Below are 13020 nucleotides of genomic sequence, written 5' to 3'. Positions count from 1 at the left end.
ATGAAAATACAAATCATAAATAAATCACAGCACGACTTGCCAAACTACGAAACAATTGCTTCGGCAGGAATGGATCTTCGTGCCAATTTAACAGAATCGATTACGTTAAAACCTTTAGAAAGAACTATTGTAAAAACAGGACTTTTTATTGAATTGCCAATTGGTTATGAAGCGCAGGTTAGACCAAGAAGCGGACTTGCAGCAAAAAAAGGTGTAACAGTTTTGAATTCTCCAGGAACAGTAGATGCCGATTATAGAGGTGAAATAGGAGTGATTTTAGTAAACTTATCAAATGAAGAATTCGTAGTTGAAAATGGAGAACGAATCGCACAATTGATAATTGCAAAACACGAAAGAGCAGAGTGGATTGAAGTTGAAGAACTTTCAGAAACTTCAAGAGGAGCCGGTGGTTTTGGAAGTACTGGAGTGAAATAAGTTTTTAGTCTCAGCTTGCAATATCCAAAAAAAAAAAGAACCAACTCAAGAAGATTTTTAAATCTTCCCCTAAAAAATAAATACAAAAATGAAAATAATCGTTCCAATGGCGGGCCGTGGCTCAAGACTTAGACCACATACCTTAACAGTTCCAAAACCATTAATTCCTGTTGCAGGAAAATCAATCGTTCACCGTTTAGTTGAAGATATTGCCAAAATATTAAAAGAACCAATCGAAGAAGTGGCTTTTATTTTGGGTGATGAAGCTTTTTTTGGCGAAGATGTTGTAACAAGTTTACAAGATTTGGCAGAGGGACTTGGAGCAAAAGCGTCTATTTACCGTCAGGATTTACCTTTAGGAACGGGTCATGCCATTATGTGTGCCAAAGAATCTTTATCTGGTCCTGCAGTTATCGCTTATGCGGATACTTTGATCAGAGCTGATTTCGAATTAGATCCTCAGGCCGATGCTGTAATCTGGGTAAAACAAGTAGATCAGCCAGAAGCTTTTGGGGTTGTAAAACTAAATCAGAACAATGAAATTATCGAATTGGTAGAAAAACCAAAAGAGTTTGTAAGTGATTTAGCCGTTATTGGAATTTACTATTTCAAAGAAGTTGGAGATTTGAAAAAAGAACTTCAAGGCGTTTTGGATAATAATATTCAAAATGGTGGTGAGTACCAAATCAACGACGGAATTAAAGCCATGATGGCTAACGGAAAAGTTTTCAAAACCGGAAGTGTCGACGAATGGATGGACTGCGGAAACAAAGATGTAACGGTTGAAACAAACAGCAGAATGTTAGGATTTTTGCACAACGACGGCGAGCATTTAGTAGATTATAATGTGACGTTAGAAAACGCAACAATTATTCCGCCATGTTATATTGGTGAAAATGTAGTACTGAAAAATACAACAGTTGGGCCAAATGTTTCAGTTGGAAAAGGATGCCGAATTACTGACAGTTCTATTAAAAATAGCTTAATACAAACTTATTCTCAAATAAAAAACGCTAACTTAGACAATGCGATGATTGGAAATCACGTTAGTTATGATGGTAAGTTTACTAGTATTAGTATTGGAGATTACTCAGTTTTAGAATAAAAAAGAGTTTTTCAGAAGATTCTTTTTGGTTTAAAATAAATTATAAAAAGAATGAAAAAAGGCGTTTGGATAATTTTATTTTTCGTTTTGCTTGGCAATTCAAACTCGGTTTTAGCTCAGACTGAACCGGAAGATATTGCTATGGCTCCAGATGAATACCAAGATGCTTTTTACGAATCTTTAAAACAAAAAGGAATTGAAAATTATGATAAAGCCATAGTATCATTAGAAAAATGTGTAAAACTAAAACCTAATGATGCTGTTGCTTATTTTGAATTAGGAAAAAATTACTTTGCTTTAAAAGACTATCAAAATGCAAATACGGCTTTTGAGAAAGCAACGCAGTTAAATCCTAAAAACAAATGGTATTGGCTTGGAATTTATGACGTAAGTTATGAAACCAAGAATTATCCGCTGGCGATAGAAACGATTCAGAAAATTATTGTTTTTGATGAAGAGTACAAAGATGATTTGATTTCATTATATATGATTACAAATCAATTTGATAAAGCACTTATAGCGATAAACGAAATGAATGATAAATTCGGAAAATCGGAAGATCGCGATCGTTATAAAATGCAGATTTTATCACAGGGAAAATATCAAAATGCTGAAATTTCGAATTTGATCGATCAGATAAAAAAGAATCCGAAAGAAGAATCTAATTATCTTAATCTTATCATCTTATATTCAAAATCAGATGATAATGACAAGGCTTTAGAAGTTGCGACAAAATTGGCAAAAGAAGTTCCAAATTCTGAATGGGCGCAGGTAAGTTTGTTCAAAACATATTTAGATGCAAATCAGGCTGATAAAGCAATTAAGGCGATGAATATTATTTTGGCAAGTTCAAAAATTGATTCGAAAATCAAGCATAGAACTTTGAATGAATTTTTGATTTATACCAATAAAAATCCGCAATACGCTCCAGATTTAGAAAAAGCAATTTCTTATTTTGATAATGATCCAAATGTGGATGTTGCAAAAGAAATTGGGAAATTTTATCACAGCAAAGGCCAGTTTGAAAATGCAATTAAATATTATGAAAAAGATTTAAAAGCAAATTCTGATACAGATCGTGAAACCAATTTGCTTTTGCTTGAAGCTTATACACAGGCAAAACAATTTGAACCGATGACCAAAAGAGCCATGAATATGATTGAGGTTTACCCAAGTCAGCCACAATTTTATTATTATGCCGGACTGGGGAGCAATCAGTTAAAACAATTTAAGAACGCAAAAACCGTTTTAGAAATGGGGCTTGATTATGTTGTTGATGATAAAAAATTGGAATCAAATTTTAATATTCAGTTAGGAGAGGCTTATAATGGATTGGGAGACGCCAAGAAAAAAGAGGAATACTTTTTGAAGGCCAATGAGTTATTAAAACAAAAGAAATAGGAAAAGATGAAAAAATATATAGTAATTGTGTTGCTGTCGGTATTTGTGATTTCATGTAAATCAAAAGCCGTGGCTGTACAAAACAATAACAACAAAACAGAAGAAGCGCCAAAAGAAGATAAAAAAGCAATTGAAAAACATTATAACAATAAGTTAGATTTCTCAACTTTAAGTATAAAAGCAAGTGCGAGATATGAAGATGAGAAACAAAGTCAAAATGTTACTGCTGATATAAAAATTGAAAAAGACAAACAGATTTTAATAAGCGTTCGTTTTCTTGGAATCACAATGGCAAAAGCTTTGATTACGCCAACCACAGTTAGCTATTATGAAAAAATAAAAGGTACTTATTACGAAGGTGATTTTACAAGTTTAAGCAAATGGCTGGGAACAGATCTAGATTATAGTAAAGTTCAGAATTTATTGGTTGGAGAAGCTTTAGACGATTTAAGAAAAGGAAAATATACACAGACAATCGTAGAAAACCTTTTTCGTTTAGAAGATGAAAAAGAAGAAAAAGTAAAAAAGATATTTTATTTAGATTCGGAAAAATATTTAATTCAGAAAGAAGAAATTTCACAAGCTTCAGAAAACGTACATCTTGAAATTATTTATTCTGATAGTAAAACCTTTAATCAGGGAACGCTTCCAACAACCATTGAAATTAATGCAGTTCAACCAAAAGGGAAAACAAATATTAATTTAAATTATAATAATATTTCATTTAATGAAGAACTTTCTTTCCCATATAGTGTTCCAAGTGGGTATAAAAAAGTTATAATTAAGTAAATTTGCAAAAAGAAAACAGAAACATGCCAAAATTTCTCCTAAGCCTAATTTTTATTTGTGCCACAACTTTTATGTGGGCACAGGATTCGCAGCAAGAAAAACTTGAACAGCGCAAAGCACAAATTCAGCAGGAAATTAGAGATAATGAAAAAATGCTGCAGTCTGTAAAGAAGCAAGAAAAATCGGCAGTAAATATATATTTAATTCAGGCGAATAAAATTAAGCTGAAAGAAAAACTGATCAATACGACTGCAAAACAGGAAAGGGTTTTGAGCAATGATATGTATATTAATCAGGTTCAGGTTAATAAATTGAAAAAAGAATTGACAGTTTTGAAAGCAGACTATTCAAAAATGATTTTAAAATCATACAAAAGTAGATCTGAGCAAAGTAGGGCAATGTTTATTTTATCTTCAGAGAGCTTTTTGCAAGCTTATAAAAGAGCACAATATTTAAAACAATATACGAATTACAGAAAAAATCAAGGTTTAGAAATTGAGTCTAAATCGGCACAATTAGTTGATTTTAATGCAAAACTGGATGGCCAGAGACAGGTTAAGAAAAAGATTATTGCTGAAAACCAAAAGGAAAAAGTAAGCTTGGAAGTTGAAAAGAAAGAACAGCAAAAACTAGTAAACGCTCTTAAAAAGGATAAAAATAAAATCATTGCCGACACTAGAAATAAACAAGCAGAAGCAAAAAGAATCGACAGACAAATTGATCGTTTGATTCGTGAAGCAATTGCTGAAGCAAATAGAAAAGCAGCTCTGGAACGAGCTAAAGATAATCCTGGATCTACAGCTTCAACAGCGCCAGTTTCTTCTTCAAAAATTGCTTTGACACCAGAAGGAAAAATATTAGCTGCTGATTTTAAAGCAAACAGAGGAAAATTGCCATGGCCGGTTGAAAAAGGATTTGTTTCATTAGGTTATGGAGATCAGCCACACCCGCTGCATCCGTCGATTACAGTTCATAACTCTGGAGTTGAGATTACAACAGAACAAGGCGCAACAGCCCGCGCAGTATTTGAAGGAGAGGTTTCGAGTGTAATTGTTTTATCACCAATCAACAGAGCAGTTATGATTCAGCATGGAGATTATTTTACGGTATATCAAAATTTAAGTTCAGTATCAGTTGTAAAAGGTGATAAAGTAAATACTAAGCAAAGCATTGGAAAAGTAAGAACCAGCGGAGATACAGGAAAAACAACCATTAAGTTTTTGATACTTCAAAATACGACAAATATGAATCCGGAAGGATGGTTGCAAAACAGATAAAAAAAGGGAGCTATTGAGCTCCCTTTTTTATTAAGTTTAAGTTTTATTAATCGTATTGTTCAAGTAAATATTTAATGACATCAGTTGTAGTTACGATTCCTTTAAGTTCGTCATGATCAACAACAGGTAAGGCGTGAAAATCTTCTTTAGCAAAAATTTCAGCTAAATCTTTAATAACCATGTCAGATGAAACTGTTTTTGGTTTTGAAGTCATAACCTGAGAAATATTCAACATATCAAGTATAGCTTCATCGGCACCTTCTTGTCCTTCAAACAAAGCGCCAAAAGTTAACCGGTTTATGTCGGTTCGGCTAATAATACCGACCACTTCTTTTCCTTTAACAATCGGAATGTGACGGATCGTATTTTTCTTTAATTTTTCAACTACTGTTTTTAAATCATCTTTTTCATTTGCAGTCACCACAGTTTTTGTCATAATGTGACTTATTGGTTCTCTCTTTTTCATGATAAATAAGTTGTAATGTTTCGATCAAAGGTCGGAAAAGAAGAGTATAAAAAACATGATTTTTATCAGGTTTACTATTTGAAAATAAGTAAGTTAAGTTTTAAATACAGAAAAAGAAAAAGGATAAAATGATAATAAAATAAGGTTTCATTTGAAAAATCAATCTATATCTTGAGCTGAAGTTAACCGATTGAATTTAAAAATAGTATTTTTGCAGTATGGAAACAAATAGACAGAAAAAAATAGGCGGTGTCATCCAGAAAGATCTGGTTGATATTTTGCAAGGTGAAGTGCGAAAAAACGGAATTACTAATTTAGTAATTTCGGTATCCAAAGTTAGTGTTACTACAGATTTATCTGTGGCAACGGTATATTTAAGCATTTTCCCTCAGGAGAAAGCCAAAGAAACTTTAGAAGGAATTAAATCAAATACAACTTTAATTAAACACGATTTATCACAACGCGTGCGTTTGCAATTGCGCCGTGTACCAAACTTGGTGTTTTTTATCGATGACTCATTAGATTATATCGAAAAAATCGACAATGCTTTAGCAGGAAAAGAAAACCCAATTGAAAACCGTGATCTTTTAGAAAAAAGAAGAAAATCATAAATTGAATTTCCCCCTTTACATAGCCAAACGTTACATTTTTAGCCGAAGCAAAAATAACGCTATCAATATTATTAATCGTATTGCGAGCTTAGGAATTGTTGCCGGCACGATGGCTTTGTTTGTGGTTTTATCTGTTTTTAGCGGATTAAAAGTTTTTAGTTTATCGTTTACAAACGAAATTGATCCCGATTTAAAAATGACAAGTACGTATGGAAAATCATTTTTGATTACACCAGAACAGGAAAGTCAAATCAAGAAAATTGATGGTGTAGTTTCATACACCAAAATTATTGAAGAACGTGTTTTGTTTTTGTTTAAGGACAAACAGAAAGTTACTTATTTAAAAGGAGTTGACCGTAATTATCCAGTGGTCAACGATATCAAAAAAAAGCTTTTCACCGGACAATGGTTAAAACCAGATACATATCAGGTTGTAATAGGCTATGGAATTTCTCGTGACTTTTCGTTAGGAGTTTTGGATTTCGAAAATCCGTTGCAGATTTTTGCGCCAAAACCAGGAAAAGGAGCGATTGAAAATCCGGATGACGCTTTTACAAAAACAGATGTTCTTCCGGTTGGGATTTACTCCATCAGCGAAGATTTAGATTCAAAATATGTTTTTGCCGATTTAGGTTTGGTACAGGAATTATTGGAATATAAAACCAATCAAATTTCGGGACTTGAATTTAATCTGGAAGAAAATGCAAATGAAAGCGCCATCAGATCGCAGCTGGAAAGTATTTTCAAAAATAAGGTCACGCTTAGAAATCGGGCGCAGTTGAATGAATCTTTGTATAGAATGTTAAATACCGAGAACATAGCGGTATATCTGATTTTTACATTGGTTATTATTGTAGCACTTTTTAACTTGATTGGTGCTTTGATTATGATGATTTTAGAGAAAAAAGGAAATCTTAAAACCCTTTTTAATCTAGGAACAGAAATTAGCCATCTGCGCAAAATATTCCTTCTTCAGGGAACTTTATTAAGTGTTTTCGGAGGCATAATCGGACTTATATTAGGTGTCATTTTAGTGTTACTGCAACAGAAATATGAGCTGATTATGATTACGCCAACTTTGGCATTTCCGGTTGTTTTTACAATTGAAAACATCTTGATTGTTTTAGGAACCATTATTTCTTTAGGTTTTTTGGCTTCTTTAATTGCTTGCAGTCGTGTAAGTAAAAAGCTTTTAGATTAATATTTCGGGCTAAAAAATATTTCCTATATTTATCGTCTCAAAAAATTACCGCATATGATAGTTTCTGCCTAATCCTGATTTATTTTTTTAAATAATTAGGATACTTACGTTTTTTCGAGTTCAGATTAGTACATCTGAACCAATTTTTTCATTTATCCTAACTTATCATGACAGAAACTACTATACAGAAAAGTCTATTTTCTAAAATTTTCACTACTTTAAAACAAGCTTTAAAAGGCGACGAATCATTTGATTATACTTCTGGAAGTATAAAAAAAGCTGTAATTCTATTAGCCATTCCAATGGTTTTGGAAATGATGATGGAATCGGTTTTTGCTTTAGTCGACTTATATTTCGTTGGGCATTTGAAACACAGCAGTTTTGCGATTCAAACAGTTGGTTTAACCGAATCAGTTTTAACGATTATTTATTCGCTTGCAATAGGAATGAGTATGGCAGCAACCGCAGTTGTAGCAAGACGAATTGGAGAAAAAGATCCAGTTGCAGCTGCCAAAGCCGGAATGCAAGCTATTATTGTTGCAATTGCCGTAAACGCTTTAATGAGTGTTTTGGGAATTATTTATGCAAAAGATATTTTGATTTTAATGGGTTCTTCAATAGAATCAGCCGAACACGGTTTCCGATTTACACAAATCATGATTGGATCCAGTTTGTGCATTATGCTTTTGTTCCTGATAAACGGAATTTTCCGTGGAGCTGGGAACGCCGCAATTGCAATGAAAAGTCTTTGGATTGCCAATATCTGCAATATCATTTTATGTCCAATTTTAATTAATGGTCTTGGACCAATTCCTGCTTTCGGATTGATTGGAGCTGCTTTGGCAACTACAATTGGAAGAAGCATTGGCGTTTTGTATCAGGTTTATCATTTGTTTTTCGGAAACGGAATTTTAAAAATCAAGATTCCATATTTCGCTCCCGATTTCACACAAATAAAAGCTTTAGTAAAAATCGCAGCTCCGGGAATTTTGCAGTTTGTAATCGCTTCCTGCAGTTGGATTTTCTTGGCACAATTAGTAGCAACAACAGGTGGCGATCATGGTTCTGCAGGTTATCAAACGGCTCTCAGAATAATGATGTTTTTTATTCTTCCAGCTTGGGGATTGAGTAATGCCGCCGCAACTTTGGTCGGACAAAATTTAGGTGCAAAACAAATAGAACGTGCCGAAAAATCGGTCTATACAACTGCACGATATAATGTAATTTTTATGGCTTCGATTATGATTATTACGTTGGTTTTTGGACAATATATTATTTCGTTTTTTACGAATGACAATCAGGTAAAAACTATTGCGATTGAAGCTTTACAGATCATGAGCATCGGATTTATTTTCTACGGAATAGGAATGGTTTTAATTAATACTTTCAATGGAGCAGGTGATACTTGGACGCCAACTGGAATTAATTTTTTCGGGTTTTGGTTGTTCCAAATTCCGCTGGCGTTTGTATTGGCAAAACATTTCAACATGGGGCCAACAGGAGTTTTTATTGCAATTCCGGTTGCTGAAACTGCTATTACTTTGGCTGGAATCTTTTTCTACAAAAGAGGAAAGTGGAAACGTGTTCAAGTATAATAAACAAAAAGGCCTTCAATTTTGAAGGCCTTTTTTATGTTTTTAAACAAACTCATATCCCGCATAAACCTGTTCAATTTCTTTCATAATTGCGAATAAATCTTCAGGAGCATCAGTAGTAACTAATTTTTGTTTGAATTCTTTGAACGAATGAATTCCTTTGAAATAGTTCGTATAATGACGACGCATTTCTACAATTCCTAAACGTTCACCTTTCCAATCCATCGACCATTGCAAATGATTTCTGGCAGCTTCAACACGATCAATAACTGTTGGAGCAGGTAAGTGTTCACCCGTTTTGAAATAATGTTTGATTTCATTAAAAATCCACGGATAACCAATCGCAGCGCGACCAATCATGATGCCGTCAATTCCGTATTCGTTTTTATATTTTAATGCTTTTTCCGGACTGTCAATATCGCCATTTCCGAAAATAGGCATTGTAATTCTTGGGTTGTTTTTTACACGTGCAATATGCGACCAATCTGAATGGCCTTTGTACATTTGGGCGCGGGTTCTGGCGTGAATTGTCAAAGCCTGAACGCCAATATCTTGAAGCCTTTCAGCAACTTCATCAATATTAATAGAATTGTCGTCCCAACCTAAACGTGTTTTCACGGTTACAGGTAAATCAGTTCCTTTGATAACCGCTTTGGTCAAACGAACCATCAAATCAACATCTTTTAAAACTCCTGCACCGGCACCTCTGCATACAACTTTTTTTACCGGACATCCAAAGTTAATATCTACTAAATCTGGTTTTACAGTTGAAACGATTTTAGATGACATTTCCATCGCTTCTTCATCACCACCAAAAATCTGAATTCCAACCGGACGTTCGTAATCAAAAATATCCAGCTTCATTCGACTTTTTATAGCATCACGAATTAATCCTTCCGATGAAATAAATTCAGAGTACATCATGTCAGCACCGTGTGTTTTGCATAATCTGCGAAACGGCGGATCGCTCACATCTTCCATCGGAGCAAGTAGTAAAGGAAATTCGGGTAATTCTATGTTGCCAATCTTGACCATCTTCATAATTTTTTGCAAAATTACAACATTTTAATCGAATTTGTACAATTCGAGGGACAAAGGCTCAAAGTGGCAAAGGTTCAAAGGCTTTTTTATCAGACAATTAAGAAACCTTTGTGCCTTTGAACCTTTGCCACTTTGTACCTAATACTAAGATCTATAATCAAAAAACCGAATTGGTTTTCTACTCATTGGATTAAAAACCAAAGGATTTAAAACTTCTTTTGAAGCGAATTCTATTTTTGGAGTAACTCTTAATTTGGCTCTAAAATGATCTTTTATTTCTTGTAGAAATTCTGGAGTTTGGTTTTTTACGGCAATTTTAATCAGGATTTCATCTGTGCCTAAATCGTTTGTAGAGATTTCGATTAAATGATTTTCGATATTGTCAAAACTGCTCAAAACATCATTCATCGCTGGCGGATAAAGTGTTGTGCCTTTGTATTTTATCATTTGTTTTTTACGGCCAACAACTGGGCCAACACGCAACGTATTTCGTCCGCAAGCGCAAGGTTCGTCGTGAAGCTGAACAATATCTCCGGTTTTAAAACGCAATAACGGCATGGCTTCAATTCCTAAAGTAGTAAAAGTAAGTTCGCCAGTTTCGCCATTTTTCACCGGAATATTATTTTCGTCGAGAACTTCAACAATGATCAATTCCGGATGATGATGCCCACCTTTTCCATGTTCGCATTCTGTAAAAGCGGTGCTCATTTCGGTAGAAGCATAAGTCGAAAACAACTTAATATTCCATTTGTCCGTGATTTTTTTGGATAAAATATTCATTGAAAAATCTTGTTCTCTCAACGATTCTCCAATACAGATGGCACCTTTTATGCTTGAATTATTATAATCGATTCCGTGAATTTCGGCGTATTCAATTAATTTCAAAAGAAAAGAAGGAACCGTAATTAAATAACTCGGATTGTATTTTAAAATCGAATCCCATTGCATTTCCGGAATTCCGGCACCAACTCGGATCACGCCAACTTTCAATTTTCTTAAACCAAGAAAATAAGCCAATCCGGCCATAAATTTTCGGTCAATTGTGGTCATTAATTGTACAACATCGCCTTCTGCAATTCCCGCGCAGGCGAAAGAAATCGCTTCGTTATAAGCCAATCGGTCTAAGTCAGAATCGGTTAAACCAAAAGTCACCGGATCGCCCAAAGTTCCTGATGTCGAAGCGTAATCAATAATTTTATGTTGCGGAACACACAAAAAATCATCATTATATTGTTGCAAATCTTCTTTTGTAGTAACAGGCAAAAATTGTAAATCTTCTAAAGTTTTTACTTTCGAAATGTCAATATTTTGTCCGGCAAAAAGTCTTTTATAAAAAGGAGAATTCTCGCTGATGTAAGCTAAAAGTTCGACTAATTTTTGTTCCTGAAAAACTTTAATTTCTTCTAAAGAATCTTTTTCTATTGCTGGAATCATTGTAATTTTCTTTTGAGTTTTTTTAAATATTTTTCAATTTTTGCTTTTTCAGGAGCGGTAGTAATTTCTTTTGTAAGTGCTTTTTCAAAATTAATCTGAGCAGCGCGGAATTGTTTTTTTTGATAAAAGTACAACCCTGCTTTGTAATATACAACCCAATAATCAGGGTTTAACGATTGATATTGCTGAATAAATTCGGGCGAAATTGTTTCTTTGTTTTTCAGATACAAATCCATTTGATGATTTTCGGCTTTAAACTTTTTAAAGTTCTGGAAAGCTTCGGTTTTTATAAAAGGATCTTTGGCAATATTTAGATTTTCCTGCTCAAATGAAATTGTGGTATTTGTCTTTTTTCCGTTAAAAATCGAATCCAGATTAAAACAAACAAATTCACCCAATTGAAACGGATTTGCCGAAACCCAAACCAATTTTTCTTTCGGTTTAAAAATAATTCCGTGATGCGCCAATAATTGATTCAGCGCTTTTTCGTTGCCAAAACCAAGCGGAATGTCATTCAAACCATTTTTGTTTCTAAGAATTTCAGAAGCAATTTCAGGATTTATTTTTTTGTTTTCAGAAAGAAGTTCCTGCATTCTTTCAAAACGATATTCCGAATGACTGTCTGCAATTTGCCCTAAATTTCGTTTTTCATTTTTAAAAGTCTCACTCTGAAAATGATTTGAACATACTAATTGATTGCTGTTTGGAACTTCATAAACGTCCATTTTTTTTGGAGAAACTTCAATTAAAACCGCTTTATTATCCTGTGCACTTCCCACCATAATTGATTCGGAAACAAATACTAATCGTTTTTTTGCAATGGCAATTGCTTCGTCAATATTTTGTGCGTGCTGTAAAATTTCGCGAGTTAAAATTGAAATTGGTGTTTTTGCAGTCAACGGAATTTCCGATTTTGCAGCATTTATAGTAACCGTCAAACCTTGCTGATTCATGCCAGAAACAGCGCCAATCATTCCGGGCCAGGAAACCATCATAAAATTATGTCCTTGTTGGGGTTTTATAAACGCAATGATTTTATTTTCCGCGAAAGCGTCATTTACATAAAAATCAAAATTACGTCCGAGGATTAAATTCCCGTCTTCCGATTTTTCTCCCCAAGCGGCAAATGAGGAACAACCAACTAAAGCCAAATCCTGTAAAGCGTGACCAATATCGTGCGCTGCATGCAGGTACAAACCACGTTGATATTGTGGCGCGATGTTGTCAAATTCATGCGAAGTATATTGTGAAACGCCAAAAATTTCCGTTTGATATTCTTCGGGAACATTGGCATATAATTTCCGATTGTACCATTTTAAGAAATGACGCAGCATCTTCTGTTCGAATTTCGATGGAACTAAATCTTTTATTTTAGAGAAAAATATTTGCTGTTGTTTTTGCAAAAGTGAATCAGACAAAGCGCCAGTATTGAGTCCAATTTCTAATGGATCACCTTCAACATATAATTCCCAAAGTCCTTGTTTGTTTTTTAAAAGCGAATTGTTTCCAGCTATAAAAATGCTGTCAGAAAGTTTCGTAACAACAGGTTTTGTAGCATTAAATTTTGAAACATCGGGCTGATGATTTTTTGATTTTGCCGTTCCGCAAGAAATCAGAATTCCTAAAAAACCAATGCAGAAAAGATATATGATTCGGTTTTTCATA

12 protein-coding genes are annotated in these 13020 nt (G+C 33.9%); 8 read left to right on the top strand and 4 right to left on the bottom strand.

Features of this window, described 5'->3' with window-relative positions:
* The 5 genes from dut to GQ47_RS06915 all read left to right on the top strand — a co-directional run bounded on the left by dut (position 1) and on the right by GQ47_RS06915 (position 5007).
* Complete coding sequence (gene dut / locus GQ47_RS06935; RefSeq protein ID WP_035646609.1) at positions 1–435, top strand: dUTP diphosphatase; 435 nt, start codon at positions 1–3, stop codon at positions 433–435.
* Positions 436–523: 88 nt separating this feature from the next.
* Positions 524–1540: a sugar phosphate nucleotidyltransferase gene (locus tag GQ47_RS06930; protein ID WP_035646607.1), complete on the top strand. Its 1017-nt coding sequence runs from the start codon at positions 524–526 to the stop codon at positions 1538–1540.
* Positions 1541–1591: 51 nt separating this feature from the next.
* On the top strand, positions 1592–2941 hold the full coding sequence (locus tag GQ47_RS06925) for a tetratricopeptide repeat protein (RefSeq protein WP_035646605.1): 1350 nt from the start codon (positions 1592–1594) through the stop codon (positions 2939–2941).
* Positions 2942–2947: 6 nt separating this feature from the next.
* Positions 2948–3730: a lipoprotein insertase outer membrane protein LolB1 gene (locus GQ47_RS06920; RefSeq protein WP_035646604.1), complete on the top strand. Its 783-nt coding sequence runs from the start codon at positions 2948–2950 to the stop codon at positions 3728–3730.
* A gap of 23 nt (positions 3731–3753) precedes the next feature.
* A complete protein-coding gene (locus GQ47_RS06915; RefSeq protein WP_035646602.1) occupies positions 3754–5007 on the top strand; it encodes a murein hydrolase activator EnvC family protein in 1254 nt (417 codons plus the stop codon).
* Positions 5008–5053: 46 nt separating this feature from the next.
* On the opposite strand, the gene GQ47_RS06910 is transcribed toward GQ47_RS06915, so the two are convergent.
* Positions 5054–5473 (bottom strand): CBS domain-containing protein, encoded by a 420-nt coding sequence (locus tag GQ47_RS06910; RefSeq protein WP_035646601.1) that lies wholly within the window; start codon positions 5471–5473, stop codon positions 5054–5056.
* Between the two features lie 218 nt (positions 5474–5691).
* Here GQ47_RS06910 and rbfA point away from each other — a divergent pair, with 218 nt between their 5' ends.
* The 3 genes from rbfA (at position 5692) to GQ47_RS06895 (ending at position 8880) form a co-directional block, all read left to right on the top strand.
* Entirely contained in the window at positions 5692–6084 is a 393-nt protein-coding gene (gene rbfA, locus GQ47_RS06905; protein ID WP_035646598.1) for a 30S ribosome-binding factor RbfA, read from the top strand.
* 1 nt (position 6085) lies between these two features.
* The gene (locus GQ47_RS06900; protein WP_035646596.1) at positions 6086–7285 is read left to right on the top strand and encodes an ABC transporter permease; all 1200 of its coding nucleotides are present in this window, start codon (positions 6086–6088) and stop codon (positions 7283–7285) included.
* 167 nt (positions 7286–7452) lie between these two features.
* Entirely contained in the window at positions 7453–8880 is a 1428-nt protein-coding gene (locus GQ47_RS06895) for an MATE family efflux transporter (RefSeq protein WP_035646593.1), read from the top strand.
* A 42-nt stretch (positions 8881–8922) separates the two neighbouring features.
* Here GQ47_RS06895 and dusB read toward each other — a convergent pair whose 3' ends face one another.
* The 3 genes from dusB to GQ47_RS06880 all read right to left on the bottom strand — a co-directional run bounded on the left by dusB (position 8923) and on the right by GQ47_RS06880 (position 13019).
* A complete protein-coding gene (gene dusB, locus GQ47_RS06890; RefSeq protein ID WP_035646589.1) occupies positions 8923–9915 on the bottom strand; it encodes a tRNA dihydrouridine synthase DusB in 993 nt (330 codons plus the stop codon).
* Between the two features lie 150 nt (positions 9916–10065).
* On the bottom strand, positions 10066–11355 hold the full coding sequence (locus tag GQ47_RS06885) for a flexirubin biosynthesis putative acyl-CoA ligase FlxY (RefSeq protein ID WP_035646587.1): 1290 nt from the start codon (positions 11353–11355) through the stop codon (positions 10066–10068).
* A complete protein-coding gene (locus tag GQ47_RS06880; protein ID WP_035646586.1) occupies positions 11352–13019 on the bottom strand; it encodes an acyl-CoA--6-aminopenicillanic acid acyl-transferase in 1668 nt (555 codons plus the stop codon). The genes GQ47_RS06885 and GQ47_RS06880 overlap by 4 nt, the downstream gene beginning before the upstream one ends.
* Position 13020 lies beyond the last annotated feature (1 nt).

The sequence above is a fragment of the Flavobacterium sp. ASV13 genome (genome assembly GCF_000745775.1).
Lineage (GTDB): Bacteria > Bacteroidota > Bacteroidia > Flavobacteriales > Flavobacteriaceae > Flavobacterium.
The sequence above is the reverse complement of the archived record's forward strand: the minus strand, read 5'-3'. Positions and strand labels throughout refer to the sequence as shown.

What these genes read in the sequence shown, in the direction of transcription:
- dut (WP_035646609.1), top strand. Translation starts at nt 1, where the DNA reads ATGAAAATACAAATCATAAATAAATCACAGCACGACTTGCCAAACTAC.
- GQ47_RS06930 (WP_035646607.1), top strand. Translation starts at nt 524, where the DNA reads ATGAAAATAATCGTTCCAATGGCGGGCCGTGGCTCAAGACTTAGACCA.
- GQ47_RS06925 (WP_035646605.1), top strand. Translation starts at nt 1,592, where the DNA reads ATGAAAAAAGGCGTTTGGATAATTTTATTTTTCGTTTTGCTTGGCAAT.
- GQ47_RS06920 (WP_035646604.1), top strand. Translation starts at nt 2,948, where the DNA reads ATGAAAAAATATATAGTAATTGTGTTGCTGTCGGTATTTGTGATTTCA.
- GQ47_RS06915 (WP_035646602.1), top strand. Translation starts at nt 3,754, where the DNA reads ATGCCAAAATTTCTCCTAAGCCTAATTTTTATTTGTGCCACAACTTTT.
- GQ47_RS06910 (WP_035646601.1), bottom strand. Translation starts at nt 5,473, where the DNA reads ATGAAAAAGAGAGAACCAATAAGTCACATTATGACAAAAACTGTGGTG.
- rbfA (WP_035646598.1), top strand. Translation starts at nt 5,692, where the DNA reads ATGGAAACAAATAGACAGAAAAAAATAGGCGGTGTCATCCAGAAAGAT.
- GQ47_RS06895 (WP_035646593.1), top strand. Translation starts at nt 7,453, where the DNA reads ATGACAGAAACTACTATACAGAAAAGTCTATTTTCTAAAATTTTCACT.
- dusB (WP_035646589.1), bottom strand. Translation starts at nt 9,915, where the DNA reads ATGGTCAAGATTGGCAACATAGAATTACCCGAATTTCCTTTACTACTT.
- GQ47_RS06885 (WP_035646587.1), bottom strand. Translation starts at nt 11,355, where the DNA reads ATGATTCCAGCAATAGAAAAAGATTCTTTAGAAGAAATTAAAGTTTTT.
- GQ47_RS06880 (WP_035646586.1), bottom strand. Translation starts at nt 13,019, where the DNA reads ATGAAAAACCGAATCATATATCTTTTCTGCATTGGTTTTTTAGGAATT.